Here is a 21,150-nt window from a genome sequence, read left to right on the forward strand (position 1 = left end):
GCATGCAAAGCGGACAATTTGATCTGATCGTCGTCGGGGCCGGTATGGTCGGCTCGGCACTCGCCTGTGCGCTGGCGGGCAAGGGGCTGCGCCTGGCGCTGCTGGACGCCCAGCCGCTGGCGGCGTTGCCTGAGCCGCGCAGCGCCTCGGGTTACGACCCGCGGGTCAGTGCGCTGAGCGCGGCTTCTGAGAATATCCTGCGCGCTGTTGGCGCCTGGCAGCGGATTCCCGCAGAGCGCCTTTGCGCCTATCGGCACATGTGTGTCTGGGATGCCGAGGGCACCGGCGAGGTGCGCTTTGATGCTGACGCGCTGAGTGAGCCGCGGCTGGGGCATATCGTCGAGAATGGGCAGGTACAGAACGCGCTGCTGGCTCGCCTGCAGGAGACCGATGTGACCTTGCTGGGCGAAAGCCGGGTGCAAGGCCTGGTGCGCGAAGACGAAGGCTGGCGGCTCAACCTGGACGATGGCCGGCAGCTGCGCGCGCCGCTGGTGCTGGGCGCCGATGGCGCACGCTCCCGGCTGCGTGAGCTGGCCGGCTTTGCCATGCGAGAGTGGGACTATCTGCACCACGCGGTAGTGACCACGGTTGAGCTGGGCCGGCCCCATCAGGACACCGCGTGGCAGCGCTTTTTGCCCAGCGGCCCACTGGCCTACCTGCCGTTGCCGTCGCGCGACGGCCGGCATTTCTGCTCGATTGTCTGGTCGCTACTGCCAGACGCCGCCGAGAAGGTCATGGCGCTGGACGATCAGGCCTTCTGCCTGGCCCTGACTGACGGGCTGGAAGGGCGGCTTGGCACGGTGCAAGCGGCTGATCCGCGGGTCTGTATTCCGCTGCGCCAGCGACATGCCAAACGCTACGTGATGCCGGGGCTGGCGTTGCTGGGTGACGCCGCCCACAGTATTCATCCGCTGGCCGGGCAGGGCGTCAACCTCGGTTTTCTCGATGCTGCCCAGCTGGCCGATGTGCTGCTGGCCGCCTGTGAGCGTGGCGAGAACATCGCGGATCTGGCGGTGCTGGAGCGCTACGAGCGTGCGCGCATGGGCAACAATCTGGCAGTGATGGCTGCGATGGAGGGCTTCGAGCGCCTGTTTCATGCTGACGCCTTGCCGCTGCGCTGGTTGCGCAACACCGGCATGCAGTTGTTTGAGCGTGCGCCGTTGCTCAAGGCTCGGGTCATGCGCCAGGCAATGGGGCTGGATGGCGAGTTGCCGAGCCTGGCGCGCTGACACCCGCAGCCTTTGGCAACATCTGGCGACGTAATGAGGCGCAACGCCGCATTGCCAGTTAAAACAGGAATTATTATCATCCGCCATCCACACGCAACGGAGCGACCTTTCATGTCTGTGATCCGCAAGCTCGCCGCCCTCGGGCTGGCCGTCAGCACTCTGGGTGGCGTCGCCCAGGCCGAAGAACTGGTAGTGTACTCGGCCCGTCAGGACCACCTGATCAAGCCGGTATTCGATCTCTACACCGAGAAAACCGGTACCACCTTCAAATACATCACCGACAGTGAGGCGCCGCTGCTGGCTCGCCTGAAGGCCGAAGGTGCCAATACCCCGGCTGACCTGCTGATCACCGTTGATGCCGGTAACCTGTGGCAGGCAGAGCAGCAGGGCGTTCTGCGCGCTGTCGACTCCGCGACCATCAGCGCCAACATCCCGGCCAAGTACCGCTCCGCCGAGGGCCAATGGACCGGCCTGTCGCTGCGTGCACGGACCATCGCCTACTCCACCGAGCGGGTCGATCCGGCCGAGCTGAGCACTTACGAGGCGCTGGCGGATGAAGCCTGGGCTGGCCGTCTGTGTCTGCGTACCTCGCGCAAGGTGTACAACCAGTCGCTGACCGCGACCATGATGGAAAGCATCGGCGTTGAACGCACCACTGAGGTACTGCAGGGCTGGGTCAACAACCTGGCGACGCCGGCCTTTGGTGATGACACCGCGCTGCTCAATGCCATTGCTGCCGGCCAGTGTGACGTGGGTATCGTCAACAGCTACTACTTCGGTCGCCTGGAAAAGGCTGATCCGTCCTTCCCGGTCAAGCTGTTCTGGCCGAACCAGGAAGACCGTGGTGTGCACGTCAATATCTCCGGTGCCGGTGTAACTGCTCACGCCAAGCACGCGGATGAGGCTGTTGCCTTCCTCGAGTGGCTGACCACCGAAGAAGCGCAGCGTGTGTTCGCTGACGTTAACCAGGAGTTTCCGGCCAACGAGTCGGTTGCCCCGTCTGAAGAAGTGGCCTCCTGGGGTGACTTCAAGCGTGACGACGTCAATGTCGAAGTGGCTGGTCGCCGTCAGGCAGAAGCCATCATGCTGATGGATCGTGTCGGCTGGCACTGATTCACTGCCGTTTTGCCGATATACTGCACGCCCGGCCTCGCCGGGCGTTGTTGTTTTTGCCTCATTGCTTTTGCTCACAGGAGTCTGAGTGCCGCTTCCGTCCGTTGTTTCCAAGCCCCAGTGGCGCGTTGTCGCCTACGCCGGCGCCGTGCTGGTGTTGCTGCCGCTGCTGGTGCTGGCGCTGAGCTGGAACTCGCTGGATAGCACCATCTGGAATCACCTGCTGGAAACCCAGATGGCCCGCCTGCTGGGCAATACGCTGGTGCTGGCCATTGGCGTGATCGTCGGGGTCGTGCTGCTGGGTGTCAGCCTGGCCTGGCTGACCAGCCTGTGTAACTTCCCTGGTCGGCGCTGGCTGGACTGGGCCTTGATGCTGCCCTTTGCGGTGCCTGCCTATGTGCTGGCCTTTGTCATGATCGGCATTCTGGACTTTGCCGGGCCGCTGCAAACCACCTTGCGCGGCTGGCTGGGCAACGACTTTCGCATGGCCTCCATTCGCTCCACCGGCGGTGTGATTTTTGTGCTGGTGCTGGTGTTCTATCCCTACGTCTACATGCTCGCCCGGGGCGCCTTTCTGGCACAGGGGCGCGGCTTGATGGAAGCGGCGCGCATCCTTGGCCACAGCCCCTGGCAGGCCTTTTGGCGGGTGGCCTTGCCGATGGCGCGGCCGGCTATCGGCGCCGGCGCGGCGCTGGCCGTGATGGAAACCCTGGCTGATTTTGGCGCGGTGTCGGTGTTCAACTACGACACCTTTACCACCGCGATCTACAAGACCTGGTACGGCTTTTACAGCCTGCAGACGGCAACCCAGCTGGCCAGCCTGCTGCTGCTATTTGTGCTGCTGGCGCTGTATGCCGAGCGGCGAGCGCAGGGCAGCAAGCGTTTTCCGGGTAGCGACAAGCCGCGGCAGGGGCCGCTGTTTCAGCTGCGCGGCGTGCGCGGCTGGCTCGCCACGGGTTACTGCCTGCTGATACTGGCGGTCGCGTTTGTGATTCCGCTTGTGCAGCTGTTTTACTGGCTGTTCACCAGCGGCAGTGACTTTGACAAGCGCTATTGGTCGCTGATCCGCAATACCCTGACCCTTGGCGGCATCGCCGCTGTGACCACGGTGGTGGTGGCGATGTTGCTGGTACTGGCGCGACGTCTGCAGCCCATTCGTCGGGTGCGCTCGGCGGTGGCGCTGGCCAACCTCGGCTACGCGCTGCCCGGCTCGGTGCTGGCGGTGGGTATCATGTTTGCCTTCAGCGTGGCGGATAATCAGCTGGTGGTGCCGCTGCAGCGCTGGCTGGGAGTCGAATCGCCCGCTCCCTTGCTGCTGGGTAGCCTGTTTGCCCTGCTGCTGGCCTACCTGATTCGCTTTATGGCGGTGGCTAGCGGGCCGCTGGATACTGCGCTCGCGCGTATCCGGCCGGCCTTGCCGGAAGCGGCGCACAGCCTTGGGCACTCGGGAGTCAGCGTGTTCTGGCGCGTCTATTTGCCGCTGTTGATGCCGGGGCTGCTCAGCGCCGGCCTGCTGGTGTTTGTCGACGTACTCAAGGAAATGCCCGCCACCCTGTTGATGCGCCCCTTCGGCTGGGACACGCTGGCCGTGCGCATCCACAGCCTGACCGCTGAAGGTAACTGGCCGGAAGCGGCACTACCAGCCATTACGCTGGTGGCAACCGGCCTGTTGCCGGTGATCGTGTTGATCCGCCGTTCGGCCCAGTCGGTCGGTCGCGGCAACGCGCACTGATCGGCGGGCTGCACAGCGACCGGGTTTGCGGCTACAATTCGGCCTTTGCAACCCCCCGAACCGAAGGATGGCGCAATGGCACTGCGGACTCCCCTGTACGACCAGCACCTGGCTGCTGGCGCCAAGATGGTCGATTTTGGCGGCTGGGACATGCCAATCAACTATGGCTCCCAGCTGGAAGAACACCATCAGGTACGTCGTGCCGTTGGCATGTTTGATGTGTCGCACATGACCGTGGTCGATGTCGATGGCAGCGAAGCGCAGGCTTACCTGCAATACCTGCTGGCCAACGACGTAGCGCGTCTGAAGACACCGGGCAAGGCCCTCTATAGTGGCATGCTGAACGAGCAGGGCGGTGTGATCGACGACCTGATCGTCTACCTGGCCGGCGACGGCTACCGTGTGGTGGTTAACGCCGCGACCCGCGAGAAGGACCTGGCCTGGATGAGCAAGCAGGCCGACTCCTTTGCCGTAAACCTGACCGAGCGTAGCGAGCTGGCGATGATCGCGGTGCAGGGCCCGCTGGCACTGGAATTGGTCAAATCGGTGGTCAGCGATGACCGCGCTGCACTGATCAGCGATCTCAAGCCCTTCCAGGGCTTGCCGTCTGGCGACTGGTTTATCGGTCGTACCGGTTATACCGGCGAAGACGGTCTGGAGATCATGCTGCCGGCCGAGCAGTCTGCCGATTTCTGGCAAACGCTGCTGGCCGCTGGCTGCAAGCCGTGTGGTCTGGGTGCGCGCGACACCCTGCGTCTGGAGGCCGGTATGAACCTGTACGGCGCCGACATGGACGAGAGTATTTCGCCACTGGCCGCCAATATGGCCTGGACCATTGCCTGGGAACCGGCCGAGCGCGATTTTATCGGCCGTCAGGCACTGGAAGCCCAGAAAGCCGCCGGCGACCAGCCCAAGCTGGTGGGTCTGGTACTGGAAGAGCGCGCGGTGCTGCGCGGCCATCAGAAAGTCATCGTCGACGGTGTCGGCGAAGGCGAAATTACCAGCGGTACCTTTTCCCCGACGCTGGGTTACTCCATCGCGCTGGCCCGTGTGCCCCGTGCGACCGGCAGCAGCGCCAAGGTCGAGATTCGCGGCAAGCTGCTGGATGTGCGCGTGGTCAAGCCCAGCTTCGTGCGTAACGGCCAGTCGGTCATCGAATAAGTATTGATTCAACTTCCGAGGATATTCCCATGAGCAACATTCCTGCCGAACTGCGTTACGCCTCCAGCCACGAGTGGACCCGTCTGGAAGCCGATGGCACCGTGACCGTCGGTATTACCGACCACGCTCAGGACCTGCTGGGTGACGTGGTGTTTGTCGAGTGCCCCGAGGTCGGTCGCGAAGTCGCTGCCGGTGAAGAGTGTGCGGTGGTCGAGTCGGTCAAGGCCGCTTCCGACATCTACGCGCCGATCAGCGGCGAAATCATTGCGGTCAACGAGGCGCTGGCCGACTCCCCCGAGCTGGTCAACAGCGCGCCCTACGGCGATGCCTGGTTCTTCAAGATCAAGCCCAGCGACGCTGCCGAGCTGGACAAGCTGATGGATGCGGCCGCCTACGGCGCCTCCATCTGATCGCTATTCGCTGGTTGTTGTGCTGAAGCCCTGATTCGCGTCGGGGCTTTTTGCTTTCACACTTTGCACAGGTACACCCCATGAGCCACACCCCGAGCCTCGTCGAGCTGGAACAGACCGACGCCTTCATTCGCCGCCATATCGGCCCCGATGCCGCAGAGCAGCAAGCCATGCTGTCGACTCTGGGCGCCGACACACTGGAGGCGCTGGTCGCACAGACCGTGCCGCAAAGCATTCTGCGCAATGACCTGCTGCCGCTGGACGGCCCGCGCAGCGAGGCCGAGGTGCTGGACTATCTGAAGCAGGTTGCCGGCCGCAACCAGATCTTCACCTCCTGCATCGGCATGGGCTACCACGGCACGCTGACGCCGACTGTGATCCTGCGCAACGTGCTGGAAAACCCGGGCTGGTACACCGCCTACACCCCGTATCAGCCGGAAATTGCCCAGGGCCGTCTGGAGTCGCTGCTGAACTTCCAGCAATTGACCATCGACCTGACCGGCATGGAGCTGGCCAGCGCCTCGCTGCTGGACGAAGCCACCGCCGCTGCCGAAGCCATGGCCCTGGCCAAGCGGGTTGCCAAGAGCAAGAGCAACCTGTTCTTTGTTGATCAGGATTGCCATCCGCAGACCATCTCCGTGGTGCTGACCCGCGCCGAGGCCTTCGGCTTTGACGTGGTGGTCGACGACGTCAGCACGCTGGGCGACTACGAGGTGTTCGGGGCGCTGTTTCAGTACCCGACAACCTGGGGTGAGATCCGCGACCTCAAGCCGCTGATCGAACAGGTTCAGGCGCAGAAAGGTCTGGCCTGCGTGGGCGCCGACCTGCTCGGCCTGACCCTGCTGACCCCGCCGGGTGAGCTGGGCGCCGACGTAGTCTTCGGCTCGGCGCAGCGCTTTGGCGTGCCGATGGGCTACGGCGGACCGCACGCGGCGTTCTTTGCCACCCGCGACGCGTACAAGCGCGCCATGCCTGGTCGCATCATCGGTGTGTCTGTCGATACCCGTGGCAACCGCGCCCTGCGTATGGCGCTGCAGACCCGTGAGCAGCACATTCGCCGCGAGAAGGCCAACTCGAACATCTGTACCGCACAGGTGCTGCTGGCCAATATCGCCAGCTTCTACGCGGTCTACCACGGCCCGCAGGGTCTCAAGCAGATCGCCGAGCGGGTGCAGCGCTTTACCGCGATTCTGGCTGAAGGCCTGAGCGCGCAGGGTATCGAGCGTCGCAACGCGACCTTCTTTGACACCCTGACCCTGAAGGTGCCGGGCAAGGCCCGCGAGATTCTGGAACGCGCCCGCGCCGCCCGTATCAACCTGCGCGTGATCGATGCCGATCACCTGGGCGTCAGCCTGGATGAAACCACCACCCGCGCTACCATCGACCAACTGCTGGCTGCCTTCGCCGGTGCCGCGCACGGTCAGGATATTGCCGCGCTGGACGCCAAGGTCAGCGCCACCGAGATGGGCATTCCGGCGGCTCTGCGTCGCACGTCCGCCTATCTGACTCACCCGGTGTTCAACAGCTACCACTCGGAAACCGAGATGCTGCGCTACATCAAGTCGCTGGAGAACAAGGATCTGGCGCTGAACCACGCGATGATCCCGCTCGGCTCGTGCACCATGAAGCTGAACGCCACCACCGAGATGATCCCGATCACCTGGCCGGAATTCGGTCAGTTGCACCCGTTTGCCCCGCTGGCGCAGGCCGAGGGCTACAAGCAGATGATCGACGAGCTGGAAGCGATGCTGCGCACCATCACCGGCTTTGACGCCATCTGCATGCAGCCGAACTCCGGCGCGCAGGGCGAGTACGCCGGTTTGCTGGCGATCCGCAAGTTCCATGAAAGCAACGACGAAGGTCACCGCAACGTCTGTCTGATCCCGACTTCGGCGCACGGCACCAACCCGGCTTCGGCGATGATGGCAAGCATGCGCGTGGTGCTGGTCAACTGTGACGATCAGGGCAACGTGGATGTGGCTGACCTGCGTCAGAAGGCTGCAGACAACGCCGACAACCTGTCCTGCCTGATGATCACCTACCCGTCGACCCACGGTGTCTACGAGGAAGGTATCCGCGAGATCTGCGAGATCATCCACCAGCACGGTGGTCAGGTGTACATGGATGGCGCCAACCTGAACGCACAGGTGGGCCTGACCCGTCCGGCCGACATCGGCGCCGACGTATCGCACATGAACCTGCACAAGACCTTCTGCATTCCGCATGGCGGCGGCGGCCCGGGCATGGGCCCGATCGGCGTCAAGGCGCATCTGGCGCCCTTCGTTGCCAACCACCCAGTGGTCCCGCTGGATGGCCCGAACCCGGAGAACGGTGCGGTCAGTGCGGCGCCGTGGGGCAGCGCGAGCATCCTGCCGATCAGCTGGACCTACATCGCCCTGATGGGCGCTATCGGTCTGCGTCAGGCCACCTCGGTCGCCATCCTCAACGCCAACTACCTGGCCAAGCGTCTGGGCGATGCTTACCCGGTGCTGTACAGCGGCCGTAACGGCCGGGTGGCGCACGAGTGCATCATCGACATCCGTCCGCTCAAGGCGGCCTCGGGTATCAGTGAAGAAGACGTGGCCAAGCGTTTGATGGACTTTGGTTTCCATGCGCCGACCATGTCGTTCCCGGTAGCCGGCACCTTGATGATCGAGCCGACCGAGAGTGAGTCCAAGGCCGAGCTGGATCGCTTTATCGACGCGATGCTGACCATTCGTGCCGAGATCCGCAAGGTCGAGCAGGGCGAGTGGACGGCAGAGGACAACCCGCTGCACAACGCGCCGCACACCCTGGCTGACATCACCGGCGACTGGCAGCGTGCCTACAGCCGCGAGGAAGCCGTGTTTCCGCAGCCCTGGGTCGCGGCCAACAAGTTCTGGCCAAACGTGAACCGGATCGACAACGTGTACGGGGACCGCAACCTGTTCTGCGCCTGCCCGCCGATCGAAGCCTACGAGGGCTAAGATCGGGCCTGTCAGGAGAGAGGGGCGCTGCCCTCTCTCTCCTGCTGGGTTCTGTCCAGCATCATCTCCACTTCTACGCCGCCTTCCGCGCGGTTATGCAGGCTCACCCGGCCGCGGTGCAGTCTGGCGATTTCTCTGACAAAACTCAGACCCAGCCCGGTGCTCTTGCGTTGACCGTCCGGTCGCGGCAGGGAATAGAAACGCTCGAATACCCGATCCAGCGCGTAGTCCGGTACGGCCGGGCCGTCGTTGCGCACGCGCAGGCTCAGTGCCGTGCCGCTGGTACTGATTTGCAGGGTGATGGCGCCGCCGGACAGGCTGAACTCGATGGCGTTATCCAGCAGGTTGCTGATCGCCTGTTCGAGCAGAAAACGGTCGCCGGCGAGCCGACTGTCGACGTTGCACTCAAGGTGCAGCGTCAGCTCCTTGCGTTCGGCCAGCGGGCGCTTGGCTTCCAGCTCGAGCGCGGCAATCTCGGCCAGATCCAGGCTCTCGGTCTGCTCCAGCGCCTGACGTTTTTCCACCCCGGCCAGCGATAGCAGGCGGTCGACCAGGCGCTGCAGACGACTGGACTCGCTGTCGATATTGGCCAGAAAGCGCGCGCGCATGGGCTCCGGCACGTCTGCTTCCTGCAGCAGCTCGGCCGCGCCGCGGATGGCCGACAGCGGCGACTTCATTTCATGCGTCAGGGTGTGCACGTATTGCTCGACGTAGGCCTTGCCGTCGATTTCGCGGCGCATGGCCTCTGTGGCGGCGGCCAGCCTTGCTAGCTCCTTGTCGGCCAGTTGCGGCGGACTGACCCGCTCACCGTGGCGCACCCGTTCGACGTAATCGACCAATTGGCGCACCGACCGCGTCAGCCAGAACGCCATACCGGCACCCAGCAGCAGCGCGCCAAACAGAATGATGCCGCCGCGTTGCCAGAAGTAGCCGTGCGCCAGGGTGATGAAGGGGTGCAGGCTGGCGTTGGGTTTGCCGAGGGTGAGTACACCGGCCAGCTGGCCGCCCTGATACACCGGCGCGGCGATGTACATCAGACTGCTGGTGTCGTCTTCGGGGTCGATGCGTGTGGTGCGCGCGCCGTACTCGCCGCGCAGGGTCAGTGATACGTCGCGCCACTGTGAATAGTCTTCGCCGATCTGCTGCGGATCGGTGTGGTAGAGCACGCTGCCGTTAAGATCCGTCAGGTAGATCACCAGTTCGGTGCCGGTCTTGTGCCGGGACCAGATCTGCGCATCGAGCTGGCGCGCCAGGTAACGATCGATGGCGGTGGCAAACGGACTGTCTGCGGCAAAGCCCTCCTGCCAATGCTGTTCGGCGATTTCGGCCAGCAGGTTGGCACTGTCGACCATCACCTCCTCGCTGGCCTGGCGCACCGACGAGGGCACCTGATTGAGGATGCTGTTGAGAAACAGCACCGTGGCCAGCCCGGCGATCAGAAACCAGCCAAGCAGCAGCCGAGTAGTGAGGCTCATGGGTGGGCGTCCGGCAGCTGTGGGTTGATGCTGTAGCCCAGTCCGCGGTGGGTGACGATCGGGTCGTGGCTGGGCAGGATGCGTTTGAGCTTGGTGCGGATGCCCTTGATGTGGGTGTCGATCACCCGATCAAGGCTGGCGCCGGGGTCGGCCCAGACGGCTTCCATCAACTGATCCCGGCTGAGTACATGCTCGGGGCGGCGCAGCAGGGTGCTGAGAATCAGATACTCGTAGCGGGTCAGTTCCAGCCACTGTTGGTGGTAGCGGATGCGGCGGCGCTCGGCGTCGTGCAGAAACAGCTCGGCTGGCGCTGATTGCTCGCTGGCGACAGGTTCGGCGCGGGTGCGGCGCAGGATGGCGCGCACCCGGGCGGAAATTTCCCGCGGGCTGAAGGGCTTGACCACGTAGTCGTCAGCGCCGATTTCCAGCCCGACGATGCGGTCGACTTCTTCCTTGCGTGCGGTCAGAAACATGATCGGCATGGCCGAGAACTGGCGGATGCGGCGGCAGACTTCGAAGCCGCTTTCGTCGGGCAGGCCAACGTCGAGTACCAGCAAGTCGACCGGATTGTCACGCAACCACTGCATACCGTCGCCCGCCAGGCCGCACCAGTGCACGTCGAAGCCCTCGGTGCCCAGTGCGTAGACCAGCGCATCGGCAATGGCGGGCTCGTCCTCGATAATCAGAATCCTGTCCGGCATGGTCTGCTCTGTCCGTGAATCGTCCGCCGATTGTGGCGGTTTCGCCGGGGGCAGTGCAATCATGCAGGGGCCTGCGGCAATCACGAGGCGGGTGCCTCCAGCCAGGCGGTGACCACATAGCGTAGCGGCCCGCCGCTGGTCAGGGCGCGGAACGGGTAGCAGGTGACCAGCCGCAGCTCCGCGCGGTCGTATTGCAGGATCATTGGCTCATTGCGACTGTCGACGATGCGCTGGGTCGCCACGCGGTAGCGGTACTCTTGGCCATTGGCAGCCTGCAGGGTAAGAACCTGCCCGGTTTTCAACTGCTCGACAAAGGCGAAGTGGCTGTCCTGGTGGCCGGCCAGCAGCAGGGTGCCGGTCTGCCCGGGCGCCACGCCGTTATCCAGTTGCCCCGGGCCGAAGGCCAGAGCCTGACCGCTGACGCTGTCCAGCACATAGCGGGCCTCGCCGTCGGGCGTGGTCAGTTTGGCAACCGGCCAGGTATCGGCCCAGGGCCAGGGCTTGCTCGGGGTCCCAGCCTGCAGTTGCTCGGCCCAGGCGTCGGCAATCAACCATTGGGCTAGCCACGCCTTGGCTTGCAGCCAGCTGCCCTGGGCTGCGACGGCCACGGCACCGAGTAGCAGTACGATGGCAATCAGCTTACGCATGGCGTGGTTTCCAGTTCAGGATCAGCAGGCCGGCCAACAACAGCGCGAGTGCCAGCGCCCAGAGGCCATTGAGGCCGAGCGAGGTCTGCGGGTACAGGCGGTGGTCGACCGGGTTCAGGTTGGGCACCCGTTGGCTGTCGAGCGGTTCGTCAGCGGCGCGTACCGGCTGCTCCTCGACGGCGACGAAGCTGGTGAAGCGGCTCATCAGCTGATGTTCCAGCGCTACCGGCAACACCAGGTCACGCACTTCGTCCTCGCCAGCACCCTCGTTCAGACGGTCCATGGCGGCTTCGATCTTGCGGCGTGCCCAGATTCTGGCGATGCCATTGCCCTGCTGTGGCTCGGGGATGTGCAGGTGCTGCTCCCAAGGCTCTGGCTGACGGCCGTGCAGGGCCACTTTCTCCGGTAGTTGGTTCAGTTTCATGGCGATCAGCAACGGCTGATCCGAGTACAGATCGGGCAGTTTCTGCGGCCAGATTTCGGCATCGATGCCTTCCGGCAGCTCCAGTTGCAGGTGGGTCAGTACCGGTGACTCCAGTTTTTCGAACAGCCGCTCCATGGCGTCTTCAATCCCTGCACGGTCATCAATCGAGGTGAACTGGCCGCGGCCGACTTCGGCTGCCTTGCGCAGCAGGAAGCTGTTGGGCGAAGCGCCAATGCCGACGGTGAAGATCCGCGCCTGACGCAGGCGCTGCTGAATCATCTGCAGGACTTCGCGCTCGTTGCTGACCGAGCCGTCGGTGATGAAGATCAGCTGGCGCAGGTAGCCCGGCTCGTTTGGCTGAGTCAGCGCCTCGCGCAGCACGGGCAGCATCTCGGTGCCGCCGCCGGCCGGCAGTCCGGCCACCCAGCTGCGCGCTTCCTGCAGGTTGTCCTGGGTGGCGTTCACCGGCTCACGGTAGAGCATGCTGTATTCACTGTTGAATTCGAGCACATTGAAACGGTCTTCGGGCTGCAGGCGGCCCAGCGCCTGGATCAGGCTGTCACGTGCCTGGCGAATGCGCTCGCCCTGCATTGAGCCCGAGGTGTCGAGAATCAGAAACACCTCGCGTGGCTGGCGTTCACGGCTGACCGGTTCGGCAGCAGGCGAAAGCATCATCAGCGCGTAGTGGTCGTCGCCCACCTGTTCGGTGAATACGGCGACCTGGTTGCCGGCTTCGCTGGGCAGCTGCCAGTTGAGGACGAAGTCGCGATCCATGACCACCGGATTGTCCTGCAGCTGAATGCGGTACTGGCGGCCGTCAAAATGGCTGCTGATGGCGTGGCTCGGGCTGCTCACCTCGTGCAGGGCAAAGCCGCTGTGCAGGTTGATATGGATGTCGGCCTGATGGGATGGCCCGTCACGCCACAGGCTGCCGACAATCGGGCCTTCCGGGCGTGCATCACTGGCGGCGACGGGCTGCTGCTGACCATCGACCGGCTGCGGGCGAGCGTTGTAACGCGGGGTCATGGTCAGCGGCAGGCGCAGGCTGTAACGTCCTGCGTCCGGCTGCAGCAGTTCGGTGTAGCTGAGGATGACGCTGATGGTTTCACCTGCGCCGATGTTGGCGACCGAGGTGCTGAACAGGTTGGGGCGTTCCTGCTCGACCAGACCGGTCTGCTGGCCGTTGTCCCGTGCCTGCTCGTAGGTCTTGCGCGCCTGTTCGCGCTCCTGAATCTGGCCGTTGATGCGGCGCTCGCCGATTTCCAGGGTCATGGCGTGAATGGCGGCATTTTCGCTGGTGGGCAGCACATAGCGGCCCTCGGCAAAGGCGCCACCGGGATTGCTGAAGGATTGGCGAATCTGTACTTCGGCGACCGGGCCGCTGATCTGCACCTGCATATCGGTGTTGAGCAGCAGGGCGGGTTGCCAGCTGCCATCGTCGGCACGCAGCAGGAAGCTGCCGGTGCCCGGTTGGTCGTTTGCAGCGGCCTGCGCGTTGAGTGAGGCGAGGGCGCCAAGCAGCACTAGCCAGATAAATGCGGTCTTCATGTCGGTCTCCCTGTGGACTGTGACTGGCAGTGTGTTGGCCGCCTTTGTGCTGCGTATGTGGTTTGTGTGTGGTTTTTACCGGTGACCCTGTTCTGGTGCATGTCGTCTTCCGACGGTACATTGTTGTACTTCCTCCCCCTGCCGGAACCTGCCTGCCTATGACCGATACCGACAGCCTCAGCATTCGCACTGAACTCGATGCCATCGTCGAGGCGCTGCAGCGCGACAAGCGCAAGCGGGTGCGCAAGCTGCTGCGCGGTATGCATCCAGGCAAGGTGGCGAGTCTTCTGGAGGCGCTGGATGGCGAGCTGCGAGCCGCGCTCTGGCAGCAAATCGAGGACGAGTCGGAGGAGCAGGTACTCAAGCACCTGAGCCCGCTGTTGGGTGCCCAGCTGCGCCGCGAGCCGGAAGAATCCGATCTGGCGGAAGAAAGCGAGGAGGGTGACGGCGCGGCGACGCAGATCGCTCGCGTGCGTGATGCCCTGGAGGCAGGCAAGTTCAAGCGCGTGGGCAAGGCTTTCCGGCAGATGCATCCGGCCAAGGCGGCCGGTCTGCTTGAAGCGCTGCCGCCGGCCGAGCGCAGCAGCGTCTGGGAAATGCTCGACGCCGAGCGCGCGGGCAAGATTCTGGTCCATCTGCATGACGAAGTACGCGCGCGTCTGGCGCTGGAGATGGAGGAGGACGAGCTGGTTGCTGCCGCGCGCAAGCTTGATCTCGACGACCTGGTTGACCTGATTCAGGCGCTGCCCAGCGGCAGTGGCCGACAGCTGCTGCAGGCGATGGACGTGCGCAAGCGTCAGCAGTTGCTGTCGATGCTGTCCTACCCGGAAGACTCCGCTGGCGGTCTGATGAACACCGACCATATCTCGGTGCGCGCTGATGTGCGGGTGGGCTCGGTATTACGTTATCTGCGGCTGCTGGAAGACCTGCCGGACCACACCGACAAGGTCATGGTGGTCGACCGCAAGAACCGCTATCAGGGCGTATTGCGCCTCAGTCGGCTGGTGACCAGCACGCCGGACTCGGTGGTCAGCGATGTCATGGACGCCGATTTTCAGCCCTTTGATGTGATGCTGCCCAGTCAGGACGTCGCGCGTCGCTTCGAGGATTTGGACATTCTGTCGGCGGCGGTGGTTGACGAGAACCAGTTGCTGATCGGCCGTATCACCGTGGATGACGTGATGGATATCATCCGCGAAGACTCCGAGCGGGCGATGATGAGTATGGCGGGCCTGGATGATGAGGCAGACATGTTCGCGCCGGTTTTGACCAGCAGCCGTCGCCGTGCGGTCTGGTTGGGGATCAATCTGGTGACCGCCTTTCTGGCCGCCTGGGTGATTGGCCTGTTCCAGGGTACGCTGGAGCAACTGGTGGCGCTGGCCGTGCTGATGCCGATTGTGGCCAGCATGGGCGGGATCGCCGGCAGTCAGACGCTGACTCTGGTGGTACGGGGGATGGCTCTGGGCCAGGTAGAAGGCGGTAACGCGCGGCTGCTGCTCAGCAAGGAAATGGGCATTGCCTGTCTTAACGGTGTGCTATGGGCCTTGGTGGTGGCTGGGCTGGCTGTTGCCTGGTTCGGCAACTGGCAGCTGGGAGCGGTGATCGCCGCCGCCATCTTGCTCAACCTGCTTTGCGCGGCGGTCTCTGGCTTGGCGATCCCGCTGCTGCTGCGCCGCTTCGGGGTTGACCCGGCGCTGGCCGGTAGCGTGATTCTGACGACCGTCACCGATGTGGTGGGCTTTCTGGCCTTCCTTGGACTGGCGACGCTGTTTCTGCTCTGAGCCTGCCGCTCAGTCGATTGGATTGCTGACGCTTTCGATCTCGCGTTTGACGTACATCGGATCGTCAATGTTGCGAAACTTCACATCGCTGATGCCGCGGCCGGTCAGCTTGACCGTGCCGTAACCGAACATCCGTCCCCAGATGCTTTGCTCGATCTCGACGGTCTCGATCGAACTGAGCTTCATCTCTTCGGTATGCCGGCTGATGATCCCGGTCTTGAGGATCACCCGCTTATTGGTCACACCCTGCTCGATGGAGCGCAAGCGAAAGTACTCATACAGCGCAATCAGCCAGGTCAGCCCGAAGGTGATCAGCCCCAATACCAGCCAGCAGTACATGGGCACCCTGGCAAACCAGTGCAGCTGGAAGACCTTGTGGATGGTCTCGCCGCTCGATAGCGACTCTTCGATGTAGGACATGCGGTGCTTCCTCTCCCTTGTGGCTGGTGATCAGGCTCAACTGTAGCCTGACTGTGACCCGCGGCGCGACAGGCTGTTCCGTCACGGCACCAATGCTTAGCTTGCTAAATAATTTGATCGGCGTAGACTGTTGGTTAGCAAGCTAAGTAATTGAGGTGAGGCATGAGTGACAACAAACCTGCGCTGCATCAAACGCTGCGCCCCTCGATGGGCGCCGCCATGGGGCGACTCCACCGCCTTTGGCGCAGTGCGATCAATCAGGCGGTCGGTGAGCTGGGCATGACCGAGGCGCGCTGGGCGGTGCTGCTGCACCTGGCCAAGCTCGGTGAAGGTTGCACCCAGCAGGTGCTGGCCGATGAACTGGCTATCGAGATGCCGTCGTTAACGCGCACGTTGAACCAGTTGCAGGCGCAGCAACTGATCGAACGTCGACGCGATCCGGCCGACGGGCGGGTGCATACATTGTGGTTCACTGCCGCAGGCCGTCAGCGGGTGGCCGATCTGTCGGTGCACGTCGAACGGGTACGTGAGCAGATCTATCAGGGGCTGAGTGCCGCCCAGCTGGATGCCTGCGCCGAGGTGCTGCTGCAAATGGAAGCCAATGTACGCGGCCTGCTTGGCTCCGGGGAGGAACAGCAATGACACCCGATCAGGTATTCGCGCGCTGGGTGCGCGCATCACTGGTGCTGTTCGCTGTGGTGTTTGTCTACTTTCTGGCAGCGGACTTGTGGATGCCGCTGACCCCGCAGGCCCGGGTCATGCACCCGGTCATCCGGGTGGCACCCCAGGTCAGTGGTCAGATCGTTGCGGTGCCGGTCACCGACAATCAGCACGTGCAGGCAGGTGATGTGCTGTTTCGTATCGATCCGCGCCCTTATGAGCTGGCGGTGCAACAGGCGCAGCTGGCACTGGAGGCAGCTGAGCGCGACAACGCCGGTTACGATGCCTCGCTGGCGGCGGCGGAGGCCGATGTCCGCGCGGCGCAAGTGCAGGTCAATGAGCTGGCCCGCGAACACAACCGCCTGTCGACCCTGCTGGCCAGCCGCAACGTGTCGCAGCAACTGTACGACCAGACCCAGTCCAGCTATCAGGCGGCGCAGTCCAGCCTGGCCAGCGCCAAGGCGCGTGCCGAGCAGTTGCGCGTGCAACGCGGTTTGACCGACGAGGACAACCTGCGCCTGCGTCAGGCGCGCAACGATCTTGAGCGTGCCGAGCTGAATCTGAGCTACACCGAGGTACGTGCACAGAGTGCCGGGGTTATCTCCAACCTGCAGGTCAAGCCCGGTACCTTCGCCAGTGTGGGAAATTCGCTGGCGGCGCTGGTCAGCGATGACGCTGACGTGATTGCCGATTTTCGCGAGAAGTCGCTGGTACACATGCAGCGCGGTGAAGCCGCCGCCATTGTCTTTGATGCCATGCCGGGACACGTGTTCGACGCTAGCGTGACGGCCGTCGATGCTGGCACGCAGCAGGGACAACTGCTGCCCGACGGCTCCCTGGCCGCTCCGGAAACCTCTGACCGCTGGGTCCGTGACGCGCAGCGTCAGCGCATCCATCTGCAGTTGGATGAGCCGCAACTGCTGGCACAATTGCCCACAGGTGCCCGGGCCACGGTGCAGCTGTACCCGGTGGGCGGGCTAGCCGCGTTGCTCGGCGGTGCGCAGATCCGTCTGGTCAGCCTGATGCATTACATCTACTGAGGTCCGGTGATGAAACCCATACTGCTGATGAGCAAACGCCACCTGGATGCCAACGATGTGCGCCAATGTCTGCGCATTGCCTTTGGCGGCACCCTGGGGTTTGTGCTGTGCAAGCTGATGGGCTGGAACTATGGTGCCTTCTTCGTGGTGCAGCCCATTTTGCTGCTGGGCATGGTGCCGACGCTGAACGGGCATATCATGCGCCAGTTCCTCGCCAATATGCTGCTGGTCAGCCTGTCCGTGCTGGTGGTGCAGGGGCTGTTCGGCGATAAGCCGGTACCTATGATCGTGTTGGTGGCCGGCATGTTCGCGGTGCTGTTTCGGCAGATGAGCGCAGGCAGTCACTTCCTGTTCGGGGCCATGTCGATCGTCAATATGTCGATGCAGCTGCACTTCGCCAGTTACCCCTCGGCTGACATCGGTGACATCGTCGCCTCCAATATCGTCTCGGTGTTCACCACCCTGGGCATCGCCATGCTGATGCATGTGGTATTCGCCGATGTGGCGCCGCGCCAGCCACGGCAGATGCCGGTCAAGCCGTTGACCAACCAACGTCATGAGGTGATTCTGGCCACCACAGTGGCAACCCTGTCATTTATCGTGTTTCAGGTATTCAATCTGCAAAGCGGCCTGTCGGCGCAGGTGGCCAGCATCCTGGTCCTGTTTCCGCTGAACTGGAAGGGGGCAGGGCCGGCCGGTTGGAACCGGGCGCTGGGGACCTTGGTGGGGTGTAACGTCGGGCTGCTGGTGCAGTTCGTGTTGATGGACCACTTTGACGTGCTGCCCTTTGTCGCGGTGGGGCTGTGGGTCAGTCTTATGCTGTTTGCCCGTATTCATCTGCTGGAAGGGGGCACGGGTGCCGGCTTTGCCGCACTGACCACCATGTCGATCCTGTTTGGCCAGTACCTCTCGCCCCGGCAGGACCTGTTCTATAGTGACCTCTATCGGTTCTGGTCGCTCTCGGTCGCGGTGGTGCTGTCGCTGACCGGTGTGTATCTGATGCACCTGTTGCTGAACCGTTTTGCCGCCACGCGGTTGCAGACCTGAGCGCCAGAGCTGGGGGGCTGCAGCTGCGCGGCATGGAGACAGGAGTGCTGCATTGCAGTTGACATCTTTTGGGGACGACTACCGCGCGCTGGTGATCGGCAGTAGCGGTGCGCTAGGTAGCGCTTTTTGCCAGCTGCTGCGCAGCGACCCGGCCTGCGCCGAGGTAGTCGAACTGGGGCGCCGGACAACACCGGGCATGGACCTGCAGGAGCCCGAGAGCATCGCCGCCGCCGCTGAAGCGCTGGCGGGCGCAGCGCCCTTTCAGCTGATGTTGCTGGCTACCGGTGTCCTGCATGGTCCCGACATTCAACCGGAGAAGTCCCAGGCCGCGCTGGATGCCGATGTGTTGCAGCAGGTCTTTCAGGTCAACAGCATCGGCCCGGCGTTGGTCCTTCGGCACTTCCTGCCGCTGCTCGATCCGGGTGGCGCGCTGGCCGTGTTGTCCGCCCGGGTCGGCAGTATTGCCGATAACCGTCTCGGTGGCTGGTATGGGTATCGCGCGTCCAAGGCTGCGCTCAACATGCTGCTGAAGACCGCAGCCATCGAGCATGCGCGCAAGCACCCGCAGGCGCGGCTGCTGTGTTTGCACCCCGGTACGGTCATCTCTCCGTTATCACAACCGTTCCGGGGCGCGGCGGCGGCCCGGCCTGCGCGCCAGGCGGCGGCCGAGCTGCTGACGGTGGTGGACAACAGCACCGCCGCTGAGAGTGGCCATTTCTATGCTTATGACGGGCAAGCCGTACCCTGGTAACCGGGAGCGAGTGTATGACGCTGGCAGAATTGGTTAGCCGGGCCAACGCAGGTCAGGTCCACGCGCTGGAGGTACTGTCGCTGCAAGGCGGGCGCTATATGCTGCGGGCCCAGTTGGCAGATGGCTGCCAAACCGTGCAGGACAGGCGCGGCAAGCGCTACTGCCTGCGCTCGATCAGCGAGGTGCGCGCGCTGCTGGGCCAGTGTCCGGTGTTGCAGGCGCTGCCCTGTGCGCTGGTGCAGTACGTTGCGCATGATGAGGCCTGCGCCGCGCGCAGCGGGCCGGTTGAGCCGCTGCGCCTGCCATTGAGGGTGGCTGCGGCTCCGGGCAGTTGAAGCGCGCTGACTCAGCCGAGCAAGGCAAGCAAGCTGGCGTATAGCTCGATACCGATCAATACGTTGAAGGGAAAGGTGATGCCCAGTGATGCCAGCATCACCAGACCGATGTCAGCGTCTTCGATGGCGTGTCGCACGGCGACAGGGGCGGCGATGTACGAGGCACTGGCGGTCAGCGTTGCAAGTACGATGGTCGTTCCCGGCGTCAGTCCGAGCGCAATGCCGGTGAACAGCCCCGCCAGCGACAGCAGCGGCGGTGTGCACAGCGCGAAGGCAATCACACGCCAGTGGCGCAGCTGAATCTTGCGCAACGTCTTGGCCGCGACCAACCCCATCTCCAGCAGGAACAGGGCGAGGATAAGCGGGAAGGCCTGGGTCAGCAGCGCAGTAACCTGACTGCCGTTGTGCTTGCCATACAGCATGCCGATGATCAGGCCACCCACCAGCAGGATCACACTGCGGTTGGTTAGGGTCTGTTGCCATTTCGTTCACTCGCCTGCCGGAGGTCATTTTTCGGCCATGCAAGGCGGAGGGAGTGCAGTGTGGTTAGTCCACATGAGCGACCGACAACGCAGCATGGCCGAAAAATGACCCCGGCCCTGCGGGTTGCGCCTGTAAAGCCGCCACTCGGCGTCGCTCGTCGCTTACGTGGAATGACCACGCTACGCTTCTCGCTCCTTGATTGGCGGCTTTACAGGCTGCAACAGGCGGGTGAACGAAACGGCAACAGACCCTAGGGTTTCCTGCCACAGCGGAACGGCGTTGTCGTCGCGCTGTTGCCCGCCGGCCGTGAAGCGGCGATAGAGCCACAGGCCGGTCAGAATGGCGGGTAACTCAAGTAGCACCAGATAGAGCGTTACCTGACCGCTGGTAGCCAGACCGCGCGACTCGGTTCAGGCCAGTGCGACGGCAAAGGTGCCGGCGCTGACCGAGCCGTAGTGCGCGCAGAAGCTCGCGGCGTCGGCCAGCGTCAGCTTGACCAGATAACGCAGCAGGGGGATCAGAAAGCCAAGCGCAGTGACCGCCAGCGCCTCGCCCAGCAACGACCAGCTGAGGTTGCCGTGCAGCGCCATGCCGCCCTTGAGGCCAATGGTCAACATCAGCAGCAGTGACAGAATGTCGTAGACCGCCTTGGGGATGGCCAGGTCCGAGCGTACCGAACCGGCAATCAGGCCGAGGATAAAAAACATGACAATGATGTCGGGCATTGCGCGGCAGTCCTGCGGGTAGTGGGTGGGGCGGGCAAAAAAGAGCCCCGATCTCGGGGCTCTGGTCACGCTGTTTAGCCGTTAGGCTGGCTGGGCCTGATGCAGCGTTGCTGCTGGTCGCGCGAAATGCCCGGCGTGCTGGTTTTCATGCGGCTGGGCTACCTCGTAGACGTGAAAAGCCTGCGGGCCGAAAGGATCCAGAGCGGTGTCGACGTGACGGTAGCTCAACGGCACCGCGGCGCCGGATTCGATCACCACGAACTGGCGCTGGATGGTCGGCAGATCGATGCTTAGCGACTCTTCGACCCAGAGGTAAATCTTCTTCTGTGCCAACAGGTACTCGCAGCGCACTATCCGGTAGCCTTCACGCAGCGCGAGGGTGGTGGTCTTCTTGTCGCTGTTCAGGATGTACTGGTGAATGGTCTTCATGCCTGTTCTCCGAGCCGGGGATGACGTGGCTAGGATCGCGCGGCAAGAGATCGTAATAAATAGAGTTATTTCT

General features: G+C 63.6%; 20 protein-coding genes and 1 pseudogene. 12 read left to right on the forward strand and 9 right to left on the reverse strand.

Features of this window, described 5'->3' with window-relative positions:
- Positions 1 to 2 precede the first annotated feature (2 nt).
- From CNQ84_RS04990 to gcvP, 6 genes are all read left to right on the forward strand, one after another.
- On the forward strand, positions 3 to 1,229 hold the full coding sequence (locus CNQ84_RS04990) for an FAD-dependent monooxygenase (protein ID WP_096003817.1): 1,227 nt from the start codon (positions 3 to 5) through the stop codon (positions 1,227 to 1,229).
- 111 nt (positions 1,230 to 1,340) lie between these two features.
- Positions 1,341 to 2,342: an extracellular solute-binding protein gene (locus tag CNQ84_RS04995; protein ID WP_096003818.1), complete on the forward strand. Its 1,002-nt coding sequence runs from the start codon at positions 1,341 to 1,343 to the stop codon at positions 2,340 to 2,342.
- An 88-nt stretch (positions 2,343 to 2,430) separates the two neighbouring features.
- On the forward strand, positions 2,431 to 4,074 hold the full coding sequence (locus CNQ84_RS05000; protein ID WP_096003819.1) for an ABC transporter permease: 1,644 nt from the start codon (positions 2,431 to 2,433) through the stop codon (positions 4,072 to 4,074).
- 75 nt (positions 4,075 to 4,149) lie between these two features.
- Positions 4,150 to 5,235 carry a glycine cleavage system aminomethyltransferase GcvT gene (gene gcvT / locus CNQ84_RS05005; protein ID WP_096003820.1) on the forward strand — a complete coding sequence of 362 codons (1,086 nt, stop codon included), beginning with the start codon at positions 4,150 to 4,152 and terminating at the stop codon, positions 5,233 to 5,235.
- A gap of 29 nt (positions 5,236 to 5,264) precedes the next feature.
- Entirely contained in the window at positions 5,265 to 5,645 is a 381-nt protein-coding gene (gene gcvH, locus CNQ84_RS05010; protein WP_096003821.1) for a glycine cleavage system protein GcvH, read from the forward strand.
- 80 nt (positions 5,646 to 5,725) lie between these two features.
- On the forward strand, positions 5,726 to 8,611 hold the full coding sequence (gene gcvP, locus CNQ84_RS05015; RefSeq protein ID WP_096003822.1) for an aminomethyl-transferring glycine dehydrogenase: 2,886 nt from the start codon (positions 5,726 to 5,728) through the stop codon (positions 8,609 to 8,611).
- An 11-nt stretch (positions 8,612 to 8,622) separates the two neighbouring features.
- On the opposite strand, the gene creC is transcribed toward gcvP, so the two are convergent.
- The 4 genes from creC to CNQ84_RS05035 all read right to left on the reverse strand — a co-directional run bounded on the left by creC (position 8,623) and on the right by CNQ84_RS05035 (position 13,406).
- Entirely contained in the window at positions 8,623 to 10,086 is a 1,464-nt protein-coding gene (creC, locus tag CNQ84_RS05020) for a two-component system sensor histidine kinase CreC (RefSeq protein ID WP_096003823.1), read from the reverse strand.
- Entirely contained in the window at positions 10,083 to 10,787 is a 705-nt protein-coding gene (gene creB, locus CNQ84_RS05025) for a two-component system response regulator CreB (protein ID WP_096004032.1), read from the reverse strand. Before creB ends, creC begins: the two co-directional genes overlap by 4 nt.
- An 80-nt stretch (positions 10,788 to 10,867) precedes the next feature.
- Positions 10,868 to 11,434: a class GN sortase gene (locus CNQ84_RS05030; protein ID WP_096003824.1), complete on the reverse strand. Its 567-nt coding sequence runs from the start codon at positions 11,432 to 11,434 to the stop codon at positions 10,868 to 10,870.
- The gene (locus tag CNQ84_RS05035; RefSeq protein ID WP_096003825.1) at positions 11,427 to 13,406 is read right to left on the reverse strand and encodes a marine proteobacterial sortase target protein; all 1,980 of its coding nucleotides are present in this window, start codon (positions 13,404 to 13,406) and stop codon (positions 11,427 to 11,429) included. The genes CNQ84_RS05030 and CNQ84_RS05035 overlap by 8 nt, the downstream gene beginning before the upstream one ends.
- Positions 13,407 to 13,564: 158 nt before the next feature.
- On the opposite strand from CNQ84_RS05035, the gene mgtE reads away from it, so the two are divergent.
- Entirely contained in the window at positions 13,565 to 15,187 is a 1,623-nt protein-coding gene (mgtE, locus tag CNQ84_RS05040; RefSeq protein ID WP_096003826.1) for a magnesium transporter, read from the forward strand.
- 9 nt (positions 15,188 to 15,196) lie between these two features.
- On the opposite strand, the gene CNQ84_RS05045 is transcribed toward mgtE, so the two are convergent.
- A complete protein-coding gene (locus CNQ84_RS05045; RefSeq protein WP_096003827.1) occupies positions 15,197 to 15,607 on the reverse strand; it encodes a PH domain-containing protein in 411 nt (136 codons plus the stop codon).
- A 162-nt stretch (positions 15,608 to 15,769) separates the two neighbouring features.
- Between CNQ84_RS05045 and CNQ84_RS05050 the strand changes: the two genes are divergently transcribed.
- The 5 genes from CNQ84_RS05050 to CNQ84_RS05070 are packed head-to-tail and all read left to right on the forward strand — an operon-like array spanning position 15,770 to position 19,440.
- Entirely contained in the window at positions 15,770 to 16,249 is a 480-nt protein-coding gene (locus CNQ84_RS05050; RefSeq protein ID WP_096003828.1) for a MarR family winged helix-turn-helix transcriptional regulator, read from the forward strand.
- Entirely contained in the window at positions 16,246 to 17,307 is a 1,062-nt protein-coding gene (locus CNQ84_RS05055) for an HlyD family secretion protein (protein WP_096003829.1), read from the forward strand. Before CNQ84_RS05050 ends, CNQ84_RS05055 begins: the two co-directional genes overlap by 4 nt.
- 9 nt (positions 17,308 to 17,316) lie before the next feature.
- Positions 17,317 to 18,354 carry a DUF2955 domain-containing protein gene (locus CNQ84_RS05060; protein WP_096003830.1) on the forward strand — a complete coding sequence of 346 codons (1,038 nt, stop codon included), beginning with the start codon at positions 17,317 to 17,319 and terminating at the stop codon, positions 18,352 to 18,354.
- Positions 18,355 to 18,406: 52 nt separating this feature from the next.
- Positions 18,407 to 19,105, forward strand: a complete 699-nt coding sequence (locus tag CNQ84_RS05065) for an SDR family NAD(P)-dependent oxidoreductase (protein WP_096003831.1) — start codon at positions 18,407 to 18,409, stop codon at positions 19,103 to 19,105.
- A gap of 14 nt (positions 19,106 to 19,119) precedes the next feature.
- On the forward strand, positions 19,120 to 19,440 hold the full coding sequence (locus tag CNQ84_RS05070; RefSeq protein ID WP_096003832.1) for a DUF6482 family protein: 321 nt from the start codon (positions 19,120 to 19,122) through the stop codon (positions 19,438 to 19,440).
- Positions 19,441 to 19,451: 11 nt separating this feature from the next.
- Here CNQ84_RS05070 and CNQ84_RS05075 read toward each other — a convergent pair.
- The 4 genes and pseudogenes from CNQ84_RS05075 to CNQ84_RS05085 all read right to left on the reverse strand — a co-directional run.
- Positions 19,452 to 19,910 (reverse strand): annotated as a pseudogene (locus CNQ84_RS05075) (sodium-dependent bicarbonate transport family permease); the annotation flags it as partial.
- 192 nt (positions 19,911 to 20,102) lie between these two features.
- Positions 20,103 to 20,318 (reverse strand): sodium-dependent bicarbonate transport family permease, encoded by a 216-nt coding sequence (locus tag CNQ84_RS20640; RefSeq protein WP_217350060.1) that lies wholly within the window; start codon positions 20,316 to 20,318, stop codon positions 20,103 to 20,105.
- A gap of 15 nt (positions 20,319 to 20,333) precedes the next feature.
- On the reverse strand, positions 20,334 to 20,648 hold the full coding sequence (locus CNQ84_RS05080) for a sodium-dependent bicarbonate transport family permease (protein ID WP_217350053.1): 315 nt from the start codon (positions 20,646 to 20,648) through the stop codon (positions 20,334 to 20,336).
- An 81-nt stretch (positions 20,649 to 20,729) separates the two neighbouring features.
- Complete coding sequence (locus CNQ84_RS05085; protein WP_174704245.1) at positions 20,730 to 21,077, reverse strand: DUF7352 domain-containing protein; 348 nt, start codon at positions 21,075 to 21,077, stop codon at positions 20,730 to 20,732.
- Between the last annotated feature and the right edge of the window lie 73 nt (positions 21,078 to 21,150).

The organism is Pseudomonas abyssi, assembly GCF_002307495.1.
In the GTDB taxonomy this organism is placed as follows: Bacteria; Pseudomonadota; Gammaproteobacteria; order Pseudomonadales; family Pseudomonadaceae; genus Halopseudomonas; species Halopseudomonas abyssi.